This window comes from Avibacterium endocarditidis (assembly GCF_002921145.1).
Classification (GTDB): domain Bacteria; phylum Pseudomonadota; class Gammaproteobacteria; order Enterobacterales; family Pasteurellaceae; genus Avibacterium; species Avibacterium endocarditidis.
Genome location: NZ_PQVI01000003.1, coordinates 18,536 through 36,584, shown reverse-complemented (window position 1 = coordinate 36,584; position 18,049 = coordinate 18,536). Strand labels below are relative to the sequence as shown.

Here is an 18,049-nt window from a genome sequence, read left to right as displayed (position 1 = left end):
GTGAAAATTGACCGCACTTTATTCACCCATAGGGGAAACATTCCCTTATGGGGCGTTTCCCTTTCATTTTTTATCAATTAAGGAGAAACACCATGACAACATTAACGGTAAACCAAGTTTTGGAAGTCGGCTCAAATTTACGATGAAACCGTAAAAAATATTCAGCAACGATTCATCTATTTAACCTATAAACTCTGCGATCGTGTCAGTGAGTTGACTCATCTGTCCTCAGTGAAAGGGTTCTATCGTCAATTATCACAGTGCCAACGTGAAATTGAATGTGATGAATCAATGAGTATGGATTTTGCCTGTATTCAGGCGTTTGAGCCAGAACATGCTTGTTTTCAAAAAACAATGCAAAACCCAGCCTTTATTCAACAATGTCAACAATTGTTAAATGGCAGTCACGCACTTTTAGCTTTTGGGCGTCCATTCGAGCTCAAACCAACACACTGGGATTTTCAACTAATCTCAGAGCAGGCGTTAGAGGCAATGGAACAAATCAATGCACAAATGCGTAATTTCTCTTTTATCTCGCCAGGTAAAACGTACTGGGTAAAAAGTTTGCTCATTGAGCTTGAAAGCATTATGCACAAAGCTCAATGTGTCATTGAACTTACAAAACAGCGTGGTTTTGCTGAAGTACCACAAAATCCGTGGGAATTATTACAGCAATGGAAAAAGCAAGTTCATCGTTTGCTCAATGATGCCTTAATGCTCATTGAACAAGAAAAAGGACAAGTGGCTTTATCTGTACGGGCAAACTAATTATTACACCATCTTAACCCTAGAGGGAAATACTTCCCTCTAGGGTGTGTTTCTCTCTGATTGATTATTTAGGAGAAACACATATGTACTACAACAGAACCTATAACACGGTACCTCTGCTTTATATGGGTGGGGTAAGTGAAAATTTAGCGGACTGGGAAGCGATTCTCTTTCATTTTGATGCCAGCGTTGAAGATGAAGAGGTTTGGGAGATTGCACGAGGTTGTAAGGAAATTCCTCACCTTGGTAATATTTACCAAAGCCTGGTTATTGGTCGGTTGGAATGCCTATTCTTTGAGCAGCTTGATTTAGCCGAAGATGACGAACGCATCGATGTTTTTACCTTTGTGAATGACTTTGATAGCCATTTTTGTATTGATGGTGAAGCGATTAATACGCTTGATGAGTTTATGGCAAAAGTGGAAGAAATCAAATCCACATTACATTAACATTTAACTCACGAACCCATTTATTATGTAATAAACGGGTTTTTTATTGTCATTTTAAAATTGTTTTTTACTTACATTTTTTTCTTTTTTATCCAATGATCATTGCTTCACTATTTGAGGGGTATATGGTAAAGAAAAATTTATTTGGCAGTCCAAAACTGACGATGTTTTATCAAAGCTGCAAAGATTTTATTTTTGAGCATAAGTTTTATGAGGTCTATCGTTTGGAAAATACCGAAACAGAGGCTGTTTTGACGTTGTTTAATTTCTATCGTTATACTAAAAACCACAAAACGGGGCTAATTCGTGTTGAATATTGGTGCTTGGTATCACAACAATGGAAGAAAGAACGAGCAAAAAAAGACCTGAAATATTGTTATACGATACCTTTTTTTGAATCTTCCTTTTTAAAATCTTTAATCATTATACAAGATAATGTCATTAGAAAGATTGTAGCGTATTTGAGGAAAAAGTATCTTGAGAATAAAAATAGCTTGCTGCATTATGAGGATAAACTGGTTGAGATCCTAAAAAAATACTTACAGCGTCGTAGTATTATATTACAAAACTATGCTAACCATACAAAACGCCTGACAAAATGGTTATGGCAATATTTTTGGGATAAGTCTATTGTTTCGACTGTTATCAAAATAGAAGGACATCGAGTGCATTTGGGGCATTACCTTTTTTATCAAAAACATATTGACAAATTAGCACGCGTAACCTGTGAATACCCCAATCTTTTCCCCTTATTAAGTCAAATTAATCCTCGCTATTGGGATGATCCCAATCTATTTAGCTATCACTATTGGGTTGCGCCTAGTGACGGTGAAACGCCACAGTCAAATCAAAAAAATTTGTACTGATACGTTGCCTTATTGTGAGAGCAAGCAGCAATGGCGTTGGATAAAAAGACAATCTCCCCAATTTATTCGCGTTTGGCAATACCACAATTGGTCTTATTGCAAATATGTCCTTTCTGTATTGATGCAACCGGGTATCTCAGAAAAACTTCCAGTATGCCTTAAAATAACAATTTTTATGTACGGGCATCTTTTCGATTATCGACATATCTCGGATAAGAACAAGGAACGTTTACTTAGGCTATTTATCCGATATGCCGTAGACTATTGGAAAAACGAGGGTATTAAGGCATTAAGAAGCTATTTGAAAGGGGATATGAACGGTAGATTCCATGACATTATTGACTATTTAGCCAGAGATAATGAGCAGCAACGAGGCTTGCCGTAGACGTGGGGACGTTTGGTCGAACGAAGTGAATTGTGGCATCGTAGACTCCTTGAAGAACAGCAACGGCGGGAAGATGAAATTCATCAACAACAGCTTTTAAAATCTTGGGATGGCTATATACCTTACTATAAGATTAAAGAGGTCGAGTTTACCGCATTGACGACAGGTAAAGCTCTCTATGAGGAAGGACAACGAATGAGGCATTGCATCTTTACTTATACTGAACGATGTCATGCAGGATGTTATTTAGTGTTTTCCGTAAAATATGCTGAAAAGTTAGGAAAAGAAGTCAAGCAACATTATTCTACGCTGGGTTTATATCGAAATAAACAAAATCAACAATGGCAAATTGAGCAACATAGAGGTAAAAGTAATCAGTCTGTGAGTCAATATCTTGAGTATATCGCGAAACAATTTTGTCTTGTTCTCAATGATTCTCTATGTGTTAATAATCAGGCAAAAATGAACTAGGTAGACGTATTAAGATCATCGAAAAGTAAGCCACTGCCTCTTTTGATAAACGCCTTGTCATTTGAAGGGAGGGAATGATCTTTTAAAATTTCCTAATAGATTTAATCGTTAAGATTTCATATTTCATTTTCTGTTAAAAATCACATTATTTTTCTGCATAGTGCTTCCGATAGTTATTTTCTCTAATCCCATTTAACTAAAGGATGCAATATATGAATAAATCTCCCTTTTGTTTCGCTTTATGTGGTGTTTTGTTAACAGGTTGCGCCAATAAAGCACCGCATCATGAAGAACCTCAACCTATCCAACCTGATCCTCTTCAGTTAACGAGAGTCGTTCAAGAAGATATTTATCAATCATCAGAATATCAAAAATACCCCGAGGTGGTACGTTATGACCGATATACGCTTATTAGCACCTCACCAATGGGCGGGCAAAAATATTTATTGGACCAATTAGTGTCGGTCAATATGGTAGGGAAAGGAACAAATAAATATCTCCTTTCTGTTCGTCAGGGGCTTGAAAAGACACTAAATAATACAGGCTATACACTATGTCGCTTGTCTAGTCCAGAAATCACTCATCTATTCAATCTTCCACTCCCTAAAGTCCATTACAAATTTGGCCCAATGAAGTTGCGTGATGCACTCCAAATGCTTGCTGGAGAAGCTCATGAGCTAACGGTTAATGATTCCAAGCGTGAAGTTTGTTTTGAGCGTAGACTGGCATTACCAATACCTGCAGAGACTAACGTTTATATTAAAATGAAGTGAAAATAACTAAATAGAACATTTTTGATGAAAAAATGTTCTAAAAACATAGTTTAGGAATATCACTATGGCAAAATTTTCTTATCACACATTATTTTTTCCTTCCTTGCATATCTTCTGTCGATGTCAAGTTTAGCACAAATACAGACAAACCATTCAACTACCTTGAATACATTAAATCAGGCACAGAATATTCAGAATGTGGTCTCACAAGAGGTAAATGTCCATGGCATTAATGAGCAACATATCCAAGTGGATAAATGGTCGGAGTGGGGATTGACTCAAGAGGAATGGATGCGTTATGAAGAAATCATGAAAGGCCCTCGGGGGATTTGGACGCCTAATCTCGATCCTCTCGTTGTCTTAGGGGTTGAAGCAAGAAATGAGGCAGAAAGACAACATTTTGCCGAATTATTGGCAAAAAAAGAGTTTCAACGCGCAGAGAAAGAAATCGCTTTCCAGATTTCATATAGTCAAGCATTCCAAAAACTCTATCCAAATATTTTACCTTTCCGGATGGATGAAGCAGGCAACGCTGTATTTTCAACAGAAAATCGCGTGATTTATTTTACTCGAACTGATTGTGAACCTTGTCGTGATGATTTACGAAAAATTATGGATTATGCAAAAGCTGTACCGCTGGATATCTATGTTGTGGATAGCGAGCAAAAAGATGACAAAATCCGTGATTGGGCGGTGAAAAATAATATTGATATTGACAAGGTAAGACGCCGTCAAATTACGCTAAATCATGATAATGGCAAATGGTTTAAATATGCCAAAGGTAAGATGCCTGCTGCTTATCAAATCAAAGGAGATGGACAATGGTTATCTCTCGCGTATTGATTAGGGTGGGGTTAGTCAGTTTATCCTTATGTTCTTCTGTCTTTGCATTTTCAGGATTTGGTCGTGAAATTGATGGATATATCAAAGAATCGGCTCAACATTACCAAGTAAGCGAATCAATGTTACGCGGTCTCATTAAGATGGAAGATGGTTGGTATGGAAAACGTTCGCCAACAGGGGCATTAGGCGTTGGGCAGTTTACACAAAAAACCTGGAATTGGTTAGCACAGAGTACGCGAGGGAAAATGCTTGGAATGCGATTAATAACCCCCTCAAATCGTGGCACCAAATTCGATCCACGCCGTCATCACCGCACAAATACCTATGCTACGGCCTTATTAGCCCGTTGGCATTTAGAACAGTTTGCCTTACGAGGCATTAAGCCGACTGATGAACATCTCTATCTTGCCCATAACATTGGTTTGGAGGGATTACATCGAGCCTTGTTAGGGCGAGCGAATGCCGAAGATATTCGCAATATGCGTCGCAATGGTATGCGTAAAGGTATGTCGGTCAAGCAATTTCTTGCGTATCAAGGCCAGCGTTATCGACTGCATAAACAAATTGCGAATAATCTAATCCATTTAAACGAACAAAACTACGCTTGGGTTACCCCTAAAAGTGCGGTGAAAAATCAAGGAATTTTTTGGGTTGAACCACAAGGTAACACATTGGTTTGGATTGAGCCTAAATAGGAAGGAGATACGATGAACATTGTTATTGATGTAATTAAAACAAGAATTCAGCTTTATTTATATACTTGGAAGTCTGAGCCTTGTCGCTGCACCTTCGGGGCCGTTATGAGTTTGCTTAACCTTGTTGCAAAGATTGTAGTACTCACGTTAGCCTTCGCGTTTATTTTGTTGGATGCACAGTTTGTTGAAATACTCTGATAAAGCAATTTCATTCACTGAGTTTTACCCTATCATTACCGATATTTTGTTTGGGTGTTTTTATTTTAGCTTATCGCTTGTAATCGTTCTTCATACATTTAGATGTCTTAAATGTATTATCTATACTGTGCAATATGAAAAGAGAAATTTGCGAGATTTGAAAAATGATGAGTAAAAAATCGATTATTCCCATTATGAAATTTATTTTCACTGTTGGGATTTGTTTTCTCGTCGTTTATGGTTGTGTATGGCTCTATTTTTTCTCACCTGCCTATTTTGAGACAACGATAGCCCAATTAGCCAGATTGCAAGGTTACCCTTTAGCCTATCAAGCCCTATTCAATCAGATTTATTGGGTTACGCTACTCATTAGTTTGAATTTTGCGGTAATAGGTTATTTCATCTATATGTGTTTTTTAAGGAGAAAATAAATGAACCGATTTCGTTCGTTCATTTTGAGTACGATGTTTGTTTTTGGCGCTAGTACTGTTTCAGCAGTGCTTACCGTGTTTGCCGATTTAGGCGGCGAAAGTGCGGTACGATTTTATGAGCCTATCCAACCCGTTCATACGGACAATGCACCTCAACATCCTAATGCGATTCCATCAGAGGTAAGTGAAGCACAATTGTTACCAGTTGTTTCCCATAAGCTATCTCCAGGAAAAGTTGAAACGCAAGTATTCAATTTACCCGGTGCTTCGCCGTTATTCTTAATTGGTGCAGATGAATATTCAAAAAATTGGTTGCAAGATCATTATCAGCAATTGACGACACTTTCTGCAATGGGCATTGTTGTGAATGTGGAAACGCAACAAGAACTCCAAGCATTACGAGAATTAGCCCCTGGTCTTATGCTCATGCCAGCACCTGCGGATAGTTTAGCGGAACGATTAGGGATTTATCATTATCCTTTCTTACTTACTGCGGATGGGATCACACAATGAGTAAACAACATCTTGTAGAAGCGTTATTACGACCTCCCGTTGAGCTTTATACTTCCGCTGTCTGTGTAGGTGCAGTCGTACTCTGTATTTTGGCACCTTGGTCTATCGCATTAGCTCCTCACATTGGTTATGGTATGGCAGCAGGTTTTGCATTACTAGGAATCAGACGAGGTTATCAAGGTTGGCAAATTCTTCGTTATCACCGTAATTTAAAACGCTTACCTCATTATGAATTAACCAGTAAACAAATCCCCGTAAGTCAAAAATACTTATTTTTGGGGAAAGGCTTTTTATGGACGCAACGTCATACTCAGCGTTTACATGATTGTGGTCTGCCTCAAGCACGACCTTACATTCAACCTTCTTGGCTATTTAACTTTGTGAGAGCTTTTGAACGCAAACATGAAAAAAGCATGCTAGCTAAATTAACGGCAACAGACTCTGTTTTTAACCCTGTTAGACCGCTCCCACCTGTTGGAGGTAAACCGGAGTTACACGGTGTTGAATTACAGGAGATGAATGTGATGCTTTCTATGGTCGATAGAGCAGGTCATACTTTGGTTCAAGGGACTACTGGGGTTGGTAAAACACGTTGTGCAGAAGTGCTTGTCACACAAGATATTCATCGGGGACGTAATTTTGATGAGCGTGAAGTGGTTATCGTTGTCGATCCTAAGGGTGATGCCGATATGCTTTTACGTATGTATGCGGAAGCAAAACGAGCCGGACGAGAAAATGAATTCTATGTCTTTCATCTTGGTTGGCCCGAAGTATCTGCACGTTATAATGCGATTGGTCGTTTTAATAAAATTACTGAGGTTGCCTCACGGATTTCAGGGCAATTAAGTGGTGCAGGAAACTCTGCTGCATTTAAAGAGTTTGCTTGGCGATTTGTCAATATTATCGCGCGAGCATTAGTTGCCCTAGGAATTCGTCCTGATTATGAGAGTATTGCCCGTTATGTACGTAGTATTGATGCGTTATTTTTAGATTATGCAAAAACCTATTTTGACAAAAAAGATCCGCAAATTTGGTTAGCTATTTCAGGAATTGCCGCGAATTTGGATCAAAAGACCGTTTCTATTGCGATGAAAGGGCGTGATCCGATGGTGGTTGCCGTTGAACAATATATTCGAGAAAGTAAAGAATTTGAACCCATTTTAGATGGTTTATGTAGTGCGGTACGCTATGATAAAACTTACTTTGATAAAATTGTGGCTTCACTTTTACCATTATTAGAAAAACTCACCACAGGGAAAGTCTCAGAATTGTTATCTCCTGATTATTCCGATATTTCTGATCCAAGACCGATTTTTGATTGGGAAACCGTTATTCGTAAAAAAGCCATTGTTTATGTGGGACTTGATGCGTTATCTGATTTAGTTGTAGCTGCCTCTGTGGGTAACAGTATGTTTGCTGACTTAGTGTCAATGGCAGGTCATATTTATAAATTTGGAGTCAATGATAGCCTCCCTCAATCTTTTAACAAAAAAACAGTGATCAATGTGCATGCTGATGAATTTAATGAACTGATTGGCGATGAGTTTATTCCATTACTGAATAAAGCACGAGGGGCAGGGATTAATGTGATTGCCTATACCCAGACATTATCTGATGTGGAAGCACGTATTGGTAATCGAGCGAAAGCTGGGCAAATTATTGGTAACTTTAACTCGCTTTTAATGTTTCGGGTTAAAGAGTTTTCAACGGCTGAACTGTTAACAAATCAATTACCTGAAGTTAGTGTGTTAGATGTGATGGCCATGTCAAATGTCACCGACTCTAGCGATCCTGGGGACAGTAAAGATTTTAATTCAAGCACAGGCGATCGCGTGATCACTAGCCGACAAAAATTGATCTCTCCTTCAGATATTATTAATTTACCAAAAGGACAAGCCTTTGCCTTGTTAGAAGGTGGTAAATTGTGGAAAATACGGATGCCACTACCCGCGAAAGGAAAAGATGATTGTATGCCCGAATCCCTACAAAAATTAGTGGGGTATATGCGAGAAAACTATCAAACAAGCCAATCTTGGTGGGAAGGGGTGGATGAGTATAAACCCAATCAAGATGTCCTTGAGGCCTTTCAACAATCACAGTATAGACAAACGACGTTTGATATACGTAAAGACGAGGAAATGCAAGAAAATGATAATATCCATGGCGAATAAATCTGTATCAGTTTTAACTGTGCCTGATTGTCTGATTGATTTAGACAGTCAATATTTTTTCTGCTCTAGCAGTGGTATGTCTGATGAGGAACGATTACGATTTTTTGAAAAACGCATCTTTCCTCTCTGGTATGAACGTCGTTACTCACTGCATCAGCTGGCTAATGCATTGATACAATTTGATATATCACTCTGGACGGCACCAGAGGTGGGGCTAACCAACAAAAATGCATTTGCCTTCTGGATGCGATTTGAGAAGCAGTATCAAGGTGATATTTTAGTTCAATGCGAGTTGCTTGAACAAGGAAGGATACATTAATATGCAAGGCAATGATGTACCGCAACGCCCTGTCAAGCAAACGTCATCGCGTCCCTGTACACTGATTGGCGTGCTTATCACGTCCTTACTACTTAGTATTATGATTGAATGGGTGGGCATTGCGTATTTTTGGTCAGAACAAGGGGCTGAACATAGCAAACAAGTGATGCTTACTGAATTTAATTGGTTTTCTGAAGGGTTCCAACAAAGCCTCATTCATAGCTATCCTGTTATACTGGCACAGCAAATGCTAGCATTTATTCATCATTGGTTGTTTGTGAAAACTGGGCTTCAAAGTTGGCTAACCTCACCAAAAAATCCCGATAGTCTTTCTGCCTATCTATGGTTTTATGCGCGTGCTTATATTGAATCCGTTTTGTATGTCACGATGACATTCATTATCAGATTGATTGTTATTGTATTAACCAGTCCGTTATTTATTCTTGTTGCCTTGGTTGGGTTAGTTGATGGATTAGTACAACGTGATTTAAGGCGTTTTGGTATTGGACGAGAGTCTGCTTTTAAATATCATCATGCCAAAAAATCAGTAGGTCCTGTTATGCTTATTGCGTGGGTTATTTATCTGTCTATTCCCTTTGCAATACACCCTAATATGATCCTTATTCCTGGTGCCGTGCTATTTGGGTTGATGATATCATTGACAGCCTCTAACTTTAAAAAGTATTTATAATATGTAATAATTTTCCCAAGACTATTTTTTTATTGAATTAGTTATGACATATGATAAATTTTTTGTAATCTGGGCTTATCTCATATTATTCATTATAGTCTATGTGATATCTTTGTCTGAAAAAAGAAAAAATAATGCATTCTATGTTAAAGCTAAAAGTTTACTTGATAAGAATAAATTGACTTTATATAGTATAACAGCACTATCGAATCAAATTAAGATAAAACGCTTTCAAGTAGTTAACCAGTTAACCAAACTATACTTAGATGAGCTTGAGAATGATGACGATAATGCTAAGCGTGTTGAAGATTTACTTAAGGACTATCAGAAAGAGTTCAATTTTTCAGAACTCCCTAGCTATATAATGGATAAAATTAATTTATTAAAAACGAATGATAATGCTGAAAATATTAGACAGTTAGCCGAGATCATTAATACTCTTTTTATCTCAGAAAAACGTTACAAATTAGGCAGTTTGTTGCTGGCTATATTTGGGATTATTCTATCAATAATATCTATCTTACCTGTATTTCCGACAGTTATAAATTATTTAAACGAAATTATAAAATAGTTTCATGTAGCGATTTTTTACCCTTATTGTTTATCCTAATAGGCAAGTAAATTTGTATTATTAGGTGACGTTTATGCTATTACTCTCTTACTTTTCTGTTTTGGTTGCAGGTATCTTTCTCACTCTCTGCGTTTTAGAAATTACGGCATATCATAAAAATCACAAGATGATTTTCTTTATCTTGCATTAAGCTTATTCCTTTCTCTCATAGGGCTCTCTCATATCACGTCTTAAAAAACTCTCTGAAATTTCAATAGAATTAATCATTACATTTGAGAGGTAATTTTTGCATTATTTCCTTTGCAGTAACTCATTGATAGGAGAACCATAATGCGTAAATCACTAATCATTTTCCTTTTCCCAGCTCTATTTGCCGTTCCCAGCTTTGCTAATGAACAAGCTGAGCTAGATCAGGCACTCAGACAATTAGAATCTGCCAAACAAGCGCTTTATCGTGCACAACAACAGGCTAGACAGTCATCAAAAGTGCAGGTTAAAGCTCGTTTCTATTTTGATTATCTGAAAGCGCGCCAAGATATTGAGTTAGTCAAGGAGGGTATTCATTATTATTTGAATACCGATCGTGCGCAACCTCGAGATCCAAGGCAACTTAAAACACTTTCTGGTGACTATAACAAAATAAGAGCATCACAATGAACAACGAACTGATAAAAGCATTTGATATCGGTGCGGGAAGCAGTGCAGGTGAGGTCAGAATTTTTATTGTGGCAATAATCTTTGCGGTGTTCTTCTTTGTTTGGGCTTATATCTTATCAAGTGCATATGAAGGTCTAAAAAAGGACAATTATCCTTAAATAATTAGGTTGGATGATTGGGCGTATTGCACTGGTTAGCTTAGTGATGGGTTATTTTTTACTGCATTAATTTTTAATCATTAATTAAGGAATACACAATGAAAAAGCAATATCAAAAAATAAAAAAACTGGCCACTAACCTCTTGGTTTCATTAGGCGCATTTATGGCATCTACTAAGATGAGTTTTGCCGCGTTACCGACAATGGAAGCACCGAGTAAAGGTGAAGGCTCAGGGCTTTATGAAACACTTAAAAACTATGCGTATGATGGGATCGTTTTTGGTGGATTACTCGTTAGTGCTATCGCTTTTTTAAAAGTCGCCACAGCCGCACTTGAAACCTTTGGTGAAGTTCGATCGGGTAAAAAAAGCTGGGGTGAGTTTGGGATGATTTGTGGCGTTGGGGTCATCCTTCTAGTTGTCATTATCTGGTTAATTACTAAGGCTGTCGATATTTTGAATTAGGAAGTCGGTATGAAAGAGCATCTATCATCAGAAACAATCACCTTTATTCCTGAAAGACTTAATAAACCACCTGTGGTCTATCGAGGTATGACAATATCAGAGCTTGTTATTGTTGCAATATCGGGCTTCGGTATTGGGTTTGTAATAGGGGTTGTGATAGTGCTCTTTTTAGGTAATTGGGTTTGGATACCCACAGCCATTGTACCCACCTTATTTTTGAGTATTCGTTTTGGCGGTGTCTATCTTTCGCGCTTAAAACGGGGTAAACCAGATAACTGGCTTGAAAGATTTTTTTGAGCTCAAGTTTTCTCCCTCAAAATTTATTACTACTGCACAGGATTGGGCGATTAAACGGACAAGGTAATCACAGATAATGAGTAAATATAAACACGAGTTAACGAGTCAACGGTTTCATATCCAGAGTTTGCGTATCATTATTGTTGTTTTATTAATGGTGGTGACGGGGTTAGGATATGGTCTTTATACCGTTCCTAGAAACATCATCGTACATAACCCGCCAGATTTACGGACAGGCTCTGTTCGAGCTTGGTGGGAAATTCCTCCTTCAACGGTCTATGCATTTACATTTTATATTTTCCAGCAACTTAATCGTTGGCCGAAAGACGGTGAGTATGATTATAAACGTAATATTCACTCTTTACAAGCTTATTTAACGCCGCAATGTCAACGATTCTTGGAACAAGATTATGAAAACAGAAATTTATTAGGTGAACTTCGCTCACGTGTACGTGGGGTATATGAAATACCTGGACGTGGTTTTGATAATTCGCGTGTAAAAGTCAATAGCCAAGATAGCTGGGATGTGACACTTGATTTAAGCACCGATGAATATTATTTGGATAACCCCGTTAAACGTGTACTAGTGCGTTATCCGCTAAATGTGGTGCGTTATGATGTCGATCCCGAAGCCAATCCTTGGGGACTTGCACTAAATTGTTATCGTTCAACACCACAACGATTAGAAATTGAGCCAGTCTCAGAGAAAAAATAGGGAATTGTCTATGAAAATTAAATTATTACTGACCATATTGCTTTCTTTGGCGACCACATTAACGCAAGCAGAATTATTAATGCCTTGGAAGCGCATACCTTTAACTATTGATCTCAATGTGAATGAAGAGCGGATAATTTTTGTTGATAAGAATGTTGCTGTCGGTATTCCTGCTGAGATAGAGAACAAGTTACGCGTGCAAAGCACAGGGGGAACTGTCTACCTAAAATCAAATGATGTGTTTGAGCTAAGTCGATTACAATTACGGGATATTGAATCTGGTGAGATTATCTTGATTGATCTACGTAGCCGAGCCAATAAAGGGCGTTTAGAGCCTGTACGGATTTTATTTAATGAAGATGTTGCAACAAATAATAAACATCTGCCCCAAACAGCAGTCTCAGATGAGGAGACGATGACGTCACTGACAAGCCAATTACCGATACCGGCCGCGTTAACGCGTTATGCTGCTCAATCTCTGTATGCGCCATTAAGAACCATCGAGCCTTTACCTGGTGTGCGTCGTGTCGCTCTAAAATTACCAAAATCCCTACCAACATTGTTACCTAATTTATATGTGCATAGTACGCCATTAGAAAGTTGGGGATTAGGTGAATATGTCGTGACAGCTGTGCGTATAAAAAATCTCTCTAAAAATCCTGTGGATTTAGATCCTCGCTATCTTCAAGGTTATTTTTACGCAGCCACATTTCAACATGCGTTTCTAGGAGAAACAGGATCGCCTGAAGATACAACGGTTGTCTATCTTGTGACAGAAGGTAATCCAAGCAATGCGTTTATTCCGCAGGTGCATTTTGTGCCCTCTAATAAGAAAATTGTGACAGTAAAAAAGAAAGCATTGAAGAAGTAGGAGCGTAAGGAATGAATATCAATAAATCAAATGGCATGCTAAAACTCCTTCTTGTTATTTTTTTGGGATTAGTCGCTACTGTGATTGTCATTTTTTCAAGAGGAAAATCTGAAAAATCAATCAGCACGACACCAGAAGGGGTGATCTATGACGTGACAAAGCAAGAGCAGCAAGAGTTAGGTATCATCGCAGGTGATACGCCACATGATACGCTAAAAACACTTGTTGGGACATTAAAACAAGTACGTTCAGATATTGAAAAAGCCAATGATGAAAATGAGCGCCTCAAACGTGAAAATCAGACGTTAAGAGGAGATTTATCTAATGTAAATCGTCAAATTCAAGATGCTGTAAATCAAAAAACAAAATGAATTAATGACTCAATTTGAGCAACGTTTTTTCACAATTATCGCAACACGTTCAACAACAGGTCAATACAACTACAAGTACTTCTGATATTCCAATTGGCAAAGGCATTGCCTCAGATGAGCAATATATGGAGGGTGCAGTGACATGGGTATCACCTGATGACTTAGTCTATCGTGATAGCAAAGGTAATGTGGTTGATAATAATTTCAAAGGTCAGAAAACAAGCACTTTTTCTAATCCGTTTAAAATGTTGGATGATACCCATCTGGGTAAAGCAACAAATGAATTTATTGGCCAAGAAAGTCGTTATAAAAAGAAAGAAAAAAGCGTGAATTTTCCTTTTTATACCATTCCAAGAAACGCCACGCTTATGGGCGCGGTCTCTATGACTGCATTGCTTGGGCGGGTGCCACTTAATGGCAGTGTTTCCGATCCTTATCCGTTCAAAATATTAGTTGGACGAGAAAATTTAACGGCTAATGGGATTGAGTTACCTGATGTTGAAGGAGCAATCATTTCAGGAACGGCGACAGGCGATTGGACGCTGTCTTGTGTCCGTGGAAAAGTAGAAAGTATGACCTTTGTATTCAGTGATGGGCGCATTGTGACTTCGACAGGGCAAAAAAAATCAAAATAATAACAATGGGATTGGTTGGTTATCTAACCCTGAAGGGGTGCCTTGTATTCCAGGTACGCGTAAAACCAATGCACCGGAGTATTTAACGACACAGTTTTTCCTTTCCGGTGCAGAGGCAGCTGCACAAGGATTAGCAATGGGACAAACGACGACGGTCGCAGAGGGAAATTCAGTTGTGGGTGCAGTAACAGGCAATCAAGGTAAATATATTTTAGGTCAAGCATTAGGCGGAGGGCTTAAAGAAACCTCTGATTGGTTAAGACAACGTTATGGTCAAACGTTTGATGCCGTTTATGTACCACCAGGTCAAAAAATTGCGGTACATATTGATCAACAAATTGAAATTGATTATGACGGACAGGCTCGAAAAGTGAATTACACCACAATAGGTGGTTCACGCCAAATGGATTAAGAAGGAATACTATTATGTCTATGCTGAAAAAAATAATTGTGCTTTCAACCTGTACTTTCGGGGTAATTGCTTGCTCAACATCACAAAAAGAACTCCTCCCTACAGATGGGGAAACGATGCTGGATGTGTGGAAACAAGGCGGAGGTTCGCAATCAGCCTTAATCGAAGCACGTAATGCCTTACAATTTGTCAGACCCATTGAGAGTCCTGCTGCACAATCTGCTGAGTTTGATCATTATACCCGCACCGCGGAAAATGAAGCCAAAAACTTATTTCCTCGCTTACCTAATCCTGATTTAGCGATGTTTGTTTTTCCTCATTTATCCAATACCGCAGAGCCAGTCCCTATCCCTGGTTATACCACCGTATTTCCGTTTTATGGACGCGTGCAATATGCACAGCCTGGTGAGCGTACTCGAGATTACTAGAGGTAACTATGCTTGGAAAACTGTTTAAAACCACAAAGCACAAAAAAGCGAAGATAGCGCCCCAATTGGATAGCGTTGAAGAGACTCAAGCGATAGTCGAGATCTCTCACAACATCTCAAATAAGCCTCAATTTTTGTTACGACAAGGAAAATATACGACGGCACAACATTTGCAACAGTATAAACCGCAACCCTCTATTGTTGATAAATTGCCTTGGGTTGAGTTCTTAGATGATGAAAAAGCCTTATTGCTTGAAGATGGCCGTTCTCTTGGTGCCGTCTTTGAATTGGCAGTTATTGGAACAGAAGGACGATCATCCGATTATTTAAACATGGTTAGAGCGCAAGTTTGTAATGCCATTCAAGATTCATTTGTTGAGTTGGATAAACATCCTTGGGTCGTCCAGTTCTATTGTCAGGATGATGAAATGTCGGCTGAGTATGAGCAAGTGCTACGTGAGTATGTCAGACCCAATGCCAAAGGGACGGAATTTACTGAACAATGGCTCAATATTATGGCAAAACATTTGCGTGACATATCGAAACCAGGTGGATTGTTTGAGGATAAAACCGTAACAGGAACACAATGGCGAGGGCAGCAACGACGTACGCGTATGGTGATCTACCGTTATGTGGATGCCAATACAGAGCTTGGGTTAGCCTTAGAAGACCTAAACGCAACCTGTGAAACAGTGACCAATGCCTTGTTAAGTGCGGGAGTGCGAGTAACACGTTTAGATGGTCATGCGATTCATCAGTGGCTCCTACGTTGGTTTAATCCCGCGCCAGAACTTTATGATCATCCGGAAGAGTTTTATAAGACCTGTCATTACACCATTAAAGAAACGGAAAATAAAGATGATCTGTATTTAAGTAATGATTTTGCTGAAACGCTCTTTGTTAATCCACCTCGTACCGAAGGGCATTATTGGCTATTTGATGAACAGCCTCACGAAGTGATTATGGTTGACTCACTTAGACGTGCACCCGAAGTCGGGCATTTGACCGGTGAAGTGAAACGCGGAGATAACTTTAATACGTTATTTGATTTATTGCCCGAAGGGGTTGTGATGGCTTTGACGGTCGTCGTCTATCCACAGGATTTATTAGAGTTACATATTCAAGGCATTTATGATAATGCCTTAGGTGAAAATACGGAATCTATTTATGCGCGTAAAGATTGTGAGCGTGTTAAAGAATTTTTAAAAGAAAAACACAAGCTATACCGTTCTTCACTTGCCTTTTATTTAAAGGCACAGAACAAGGATGAGCTTAAACGTCGCTCTCGAAAACTCAGAACCACGTTACAATCGACAGGGTTAGTTGCGATTCGAGAGGGTGCTGAAGTTGCGCCACTTAACAGCTATTTACGTTGGTTGCCAATGTGTTTTAATCCCGCAGATGACAGTAAAAACCTCTATACCAAATTTAACTTTGTGCAACATATTGCGAATTTAATGCCCGTTTTTGGGCGTAGCATAGGAACACGTCATCCAGGTATTACGTATTTTAATCGAGGTGGTGCACCACTCGATTTTGATGCATTAAACAAAGAAGATCGTTCCAAAGCTGCGCATTGCCTTATCCTTGGACCAACAGGTGCAGGTAAATCGGCCACATTTAACGGTAAGATTGCCCAATTGATGGCAATACATCGCCCTAGATTGTTTGTGATTGAGGCGGGAAACTCATTTGGGTTAATGGCTGAATATCTTGAACGTTATGGGGTGAGTGTAAATCGCGTAACATTGAAACCAGGTGGGGGAATTTCACTTCCGCTGTTTGCAGATTGTCATAAACTTATTGCCGATCCGTCTTTATCTGAAGCTCAGCAAGAAATATTGCGTGATATTGATGATACATCGTTAAGTGAAATAGAGAATGAGGAAGCATCTAGCGATGAGGAGGGAGACGATCAGCGTGATATTTTAGGGGAGATGGAAATCGCAGCACGCTTGATGATAACCGGTGGTGAAATCAGAGAAGATGAAAAAATGACGCGTGCGGATAAAGCGATGATACGTAGAGCGATTATTTTGGCCGCAGAAAAAACGTATGCGGAAAATCGAACAACTCTGACGCAAGATATTCGAGATGCCCTTTTTATGCTAAGTCAAGACGAGTCTCTGCCTGAGGCAAGACGTAATCGCGCGTATGAAATGGGAGAATCCATAGGGATGTTTTGCCAAGAAGGCAGTTTTGAGGCCGAACTATTTAACCGAGAAGGAGTAATTTGGCCCGATGCTGATGTGACGTTAGTGGATTTGGCCACTCTTGCTCGCGAGGGGTATGAAGCACAGCTTGCTATTGCGTATATTTCCTTAATTAATCATATCAATTCATTGGGAGAAAAATACCAGTTTTCTGGACGTCCCATCGTGAACATCACTGATGAGTCGCACATTATCACCGTCAATCCTATGTTGGCTCGCTTTCTAACCAAGGCTGGAAAAATGTGGCGTAAACTAGGTATTTGGTTATGGATGGGAACACAAAACTTAAAAGATTTCCCCGGTGATGCGGCTAAGCTTCTTTCAATGCTTGAGTTTTGGGAATTACTTTGCCTTGAAAAAGACGAGGTAGAACAAGTGTCTCGATTTAAAAAATTGAGCGATGAACAAATTAACTTAATTATTTCAGTAAGAAAAGAGAACCGCAAATATACGGAAGGCGTCTTGTTGTCCTCAAAAATGGAGGCCTTATTCCGTGTTGTGCCACCGAGTTTATATTTAGCGTTGGCGATGACAGAACCTGAAGAAAAAGCGGAACGCGCAGCACTGATGCGGCAATATGGTATTTCAGAGCTCGATGCTGCAATTAAGGTTGCTGAAAATATTGATAAAGCAAGGGGGATAGACAGTGAGACGCCACACACTATTTTACATTAACCCATCTCA

At 39.0% G+C, this 18,049-nt stretch carries 23 protein-coding genes; all 23 read left to right on the top strand.

Features of this window, described 5'->3' with window-relative positions; translation table 11 throughout:
* The first annotated feature begins 213 nt into the window (after nucleotides 1–213).
* The 23 genes from C3Z13_RS00545 to C3Z13_RS00435 all read left to right on the top strand — a co-directional run bounded on the left by C3Z13_RS00545 (nucleotide 214) and on the right by C3Z13_RS00435 (nucleotide 18,040).
* Entirely contained in the window at nucleotides 214–768 is a 555-nt protein-coding gene (locus C3Z13_RS00545; protein WP_146256843.1) for a hypothetical protein, read from the top strand.
* Nucleotides 769–851: 83 nt separating this feature from the next.
* Nucleotides 852–1,217: a hypothetical protein gene (locus C3Z13_RS00540; protein WP_103854659.1), complete on the top strand. Its 366-nt coding sequence runs from the start codon at nucleotides 852–854 to the stop codon at nucleotides 1,215–1,217.
* Nucleotides 1,218–1,342: 125 nt separating this feature from the next.
* Nucleotides 1,343–2,083, top strand: a complete 741-nt coding sequence (locus C3Z13_RS00535; RefSeq protein ID WP_103854658.1) for a hypothetical protein — start codon at nucleotides 1,343–1,345, stop codon at nucleotides 2,081–2,083.
* 397 nt (nucleotides 2,084–2,480) lie between these two features.
* Nucleotides 2,481–2,939 (top strand): PcfJ domain-containing protein, encoded by a 459-nt coding sequence (locus C3Z13_RS00525; protein WP_103854656.1) that lies wholly within the window; start codon nucleotides 2,481–2,483, stop codon nucleotides 2,937–2,939.
* A 212-nt stretch (nucleotides 2,940–3,151) separates the two neighbouring features.
* On the top strand, nucleotides 3,152–3,712 hold the full coding sequence (gene pilL2, locus C3Z13_RS00520) for a PFGI-1 class ICE element type IV pilus protein PilL2 (protein ID WP_181021974.1): 561 nt from the start codon (nucleotides 3,152–3,154) through the stop codon (nucleotides 3,710–3,712).
* Nucleotides 3,713–3,832: 120 nt separating this feature from the next.
* The gene (locus C3Z13_RS00515; RefSeq protein WP_103854654.1) at nucleotides 3,833–4,555 is read left to right on the top strand and encodes a TIGR03759 family integrating conjugative element protein; all 723 of its coding nucleotides are present in this window, start codon (nucleotides 3,833–3,835) and stop codon (nucleotides 4,553–4,555) included.
* A complete protein-coding gene (locus C3Z13_RS00510) occupies nucleotides 4,534–5,250 on the top strand; it encodes a lysozyme family protein (RefSeq protein WP_103854653.1) in 717 nt (238 codons plus the stop codon). Before C3Z13_RS00515 ends, C3Z13_RS00510 begins: the two co-directional genes overlap by 22 nt.
* Before the next feature lie 629 nt (nucleotides 5,251–5,879).
* Nucleotides 5,880–6,392, top strand: coding sequence for an integrating conjugative element protein (locus C3Z13_RS00495; RefSeq protein ID WP_103854650.1), 513 nt, complete (start codon nucleotides 5,880–5,882; stop codon nucleotides 6,390–6,392).
* Nucleotides 6,389–8,563 (top strand): type IV conjugative transfer system coupling protein TraD, encoded by a 2,175-nt coding sequence (gene traD, locus C3Z13_RS00490; protein WP_103854649.1) that lies wholly within the window; start codon nucleotides 6,389–6,391, stop codon nucleotides 8,561–8,563. The genes C3Z13_RS00495 and traD overlap by 4 nt, the downstream gene beginning before the upstream one ends.
* Nucleotides 8,553–8,882, top strand: coding sequence for a hypothetical protein (locus C3Z13_RS00485; RefSeq protein ID WP_146256841.1), 330 nt, complete (start codon nucleotides 8,553–8,555; stop codon nucleotides 8,880–8,882). The genes traD and C3Z13_RS00485 overlap by 11 nt, the downstream gene beginning before the upstream one ends.
* A gap of 1 nt (nucleotide 8,883) precedes the next feature.
* Nucleotides 8,884–9,573 (top strand): TIGR03747 family integrating conjugative element membrane protein, encoded by a 690-nt coding sequence (locus tag C3Z13_RS00480; protein WP_103854647.1) that lies wholly within the window; start codon nucleotides 8,884–8,886, stop codon nucleotides 9,571–9,573.
* A 43-nt stretch (nucleotides 9,574–9,616) separates the two neighbouring features.
* Entirely contained in the window at nucleotides 9,617–10,144 is a 528-nt protein-coding gene (locus C3Z13_RS00475) for a hypothetical protein (RefSeq protein WP_103854646.1), read from the top strand.
* Between the two features lie 330 nt (nucleotides 10,145–10,474).
* A complete protein-coding gene (locus C3Z13_RS00470; protein ID WP_103854645.1) occupies nucleotides 10,475–10,801 on the top strand; it encodes an integrative conjugative element protein, RAQPRD family in 327 nt (108 codons plus the stop codon).
* Nucleotides 10,798–10,959, top strand: a complete 162-nt coding sequence (locus C3Z13_RS11480; RefSeq protein ID WP_146256840.1) for a DUF3262 family protein — start codon at nucleotides 10,798–10,800, stop codon at nucleotides 10,957–10,959. The genes C3Z13_RS00470 and C3Z13_RS11480 overlap by 4 nt, the downstream gene beginning before the upstream one ends.
* Nucleotides 10,960–11,057: 98 nt before the next feature.
* Nucleotides 11,058–11,423, top strand: a complete 366-nt coding sequence (locus C3Z13_RS00465) for a TIGR03745 family integrating conjugative element membrane protein (RefSeq protein WP_103854644.1) — start codon at nucleotides 11,058–11,060, stop codon at nucleotides 11,421–11,423.
* 9 nt (nucleotides 11,424–11,432) lie between these two features.
* The gene (locus C3Z13_RS00460; RefSeq protein ID WP_103854643.1) at nucleotides 11,433–11,720 is read left to right on the top strand and encodes a TIGR03750 family conjugal transfer protein; all 288 of its coding nucleotides are present in this window, start codon (nucleotides 11,433–11,435) and stop codon (nucleotides 11,718–11,720) included.
* A 76-nt stretch (nucleotides 11,721–11,796) separates the two neighbouring features.
* Nucleotides 11,797–12,435: a PFL_4703 family integrating conjugative element protein gene (locus tag C3Z13_RS00455; RefSeq protein ID WP_103854642.1), complete on the top strand. Its 639-nt coding sequence runs from the start codon at nucleotides 11,797–11,799 to the stop codon at nucleotides 12,433–12,435.
* Between the two features lie 10 nt (nucleotides 12,436–12,445).
* Nucleotides 12,446–13,306, top strand: a complete 861-nt coding sequence (locus C3Z13_RS00450) for a TIGR03749 family integrating conjugative element protein (protein ID WP_103854641.1) — start codon at nucleotides 12,446–12,448, stop codon at nucleotides 13,304–13,306.
* Nucleotides 13,307–13,317: 11 nt separating this feature from the next.
* Nucleotides 13,318–13,677 carry a hypothetical protein gene (locus C3Z13_RS11995; protein ID WP_245872484.1) on the top strand — a complete coding sequence of 120 codons (360 nt, stop codon included), beginning with the start codon at nucleotides 13,318–13,320 and terminating at the stop codon, nucleotides 13,675–13,677.
* 14 nt (nucleotides 13,678–13,691) lie between these two features.
* Nucleotides 13,692–14,312 carry a hypothetical protein gene (locus tag C3Z13_RS11990; protein WP_245872483.1) on the top strand — a complete coding sequence of 207 codons (621 nt, stop codon included), beginning with the start codon at nucleotides 13,692–13,694 and terminating at the stop codon, nucleotides 14,310–14,312.
* A 37-nt stretch (nucleotides 14,313–14,349) separates the two neighbouring features.
* On the top strand, nucleotides 14,350–14,724 hold the full coding sequence (locus C3Z13_RS11985) for a hypothetical protein (RefSeq protein WP_245872482.1): 375 nt from the start codon (nucleotides 14,350–14,352) through the stop codon (nucleotides 14,722–14,724).
* Between the two features lie 14 nt (nucleotides 14,725–14,738).
* Nucleotides 14,739–15,152 carry a TIGR03751 family conjugal transfer lipoprotein gene (locus C3Z13_RS00440; protein ID WP_103854640.1) on the top strand — a complete coding sequence of 138 codons (414 nt, stop codon included), beginning with the start codon at nucleotides 14,739–14,741 and terminating at the stop codon, nucleotides 15,150–15,152.
* 8 nt (nucleotides 15,153–15,160) lie between these two features.
* Nucleotides 15,161–18,040: a conjugative transfer ATPase gene (locus C3Z13_RS00435; RefSeq protein WP_103854639.1), complete on the top strand. Its 2,880-nt coding sequence runs from the start codon at nucleotides 15,161–15,163 to the stop codon at nucleotides 18,038–18,040.
* Nucleotides 18,041–18,049: the final 9 nt, after the last annotated feature.

Bases quoted from the DNA above. Each gene is read 5' to 3' on its own strand.
- C3Z13_RS00515 (WP_103854654.1), top strand. From the start codon at position 3,833: ATGTCAAGTTTAGCACAAATACAGACAAACCATTCAACTACCTTGAAT.
- C3Z13_RS00540 (WP_103854659.1), top strand. From the start codon at position 852: ATGTACTACAACAGAACCTATAACACGGTACCTCTGCTTTATATGGGT.
- traD (WP_103854649.1), top strand. From the start codon at position 6,389: ATGAGTAAACAACATCTTGTAGAAGCGTTATTACGACCTCCCGTTGAG.
- C3Z13_RS11480 (WP_146256840.1), top strand. From the start codon at position 10,798: ATGAACAACGAACTGATAAAAGCATTTGATATCGGTGCGGGAAGCAGT.
- C3Z13_RS11995 (WP_245872484.1), top strand. From the start codon at position 13,318: ATGAATATCAATAAATCAAATGGCATGCTAAAACTCCTTCTTGTTATT.
- C3Z13_RS00535 (WP_103854658.1), top strand. From the start codon at position 1,343: ATGGTAAAGAAAAATTTATTTGGCAGTCCAAAACTGACGATGTTTTAT.
- C3Z13_RS00455 (WP_103854642.1), top strand. From the start codon at position 11,797: ATGAGTAAATATAAACACGAGTTAACGAGTCAACGGTTTCATATCCAG.
- C3Z13_RS00485 (WP_146256841.1), top strand. From the start codon at position 8,553: ATGGCGAATAAATCTGTATCAGTTTTAACTGTGCCTGATTGTCTGATT.
- C3Z13_RS00510 (WP_103854653.1), top strand. From the start codon at position 4,534: ATGGTTATCTCTCGCGTATTGATTAGGGTGGGGTTAGTCAGTTTATCC.
- C3Z13_RS00450 (WP_103854641.1), top strand. From the start codon at position 12,446: ATGAAAATTAAATTATTACTGACCATATTGCTTTCTTTGGCGACCACA.
- C3Z13_RS00440 (WP_103854640.1), top strand. From the start codon at position 14,739: ATGTCTATGCTGAAAAAAATAATTGTGCTTTCAACCTGTACTTTCGGG.
- C3Z13_RS00480 (WP_103854647.1), top strand. From the start codon at position 8,884: ATGCAAGGCAATGATGTACCGCAACGCCCTGTCAAGCAAACGTCATCG.
- C3Z13_RS00495 (WP_103854650.1), top strand. From the start codon at position 5,880: ATGAACCGATTTCGTTCGTTCATTTTGAGTACGATGTTTGTTTTTGGC.
- C3Z13_RS00470 (WP_103854645.1), top strand. From the start codon at position 10,475: ATGCGTAAATCACTAATCATTTTCCTTTTCCCAGCTCTATTTGCCGTT.
- pilL2 (WP_181021974.1), top strand. From the start codon at position 3,152: ATGAATAAATCTCCCTTTTGTTTCGCTTTATGTGGTGTTTTGTTAACA.
- C3Z13_RS00435 (WP_103854639.1), top strand. From the start codon at position 15,161: ATGCTTGGAAAACTGTTTAAAACCACAAAGCACAAAAAAGCGAAGATA.
- C3Z13_RS00475 (WP_103854646.1), top strand. From the start codon at position 9,617: ATGACATATGATAAATTTTTTGTAATCTGGGCTTATCTCATATTATTC.
- C3Z13_RS00465 (WP_103854644.1), top strand. From the start codon at position 11,058: ATGAAAAAGCAATATCAAAAAATAAAAAAACTGGCCACTAACCTCTTG.
- C3Z13_RS00460 (WP_103854643.1), top strand. From the start codon at position 11,433: ATGAAAGAGCATCTATCATCAGAAACAATCACCTTTATTCCTGAAAGA.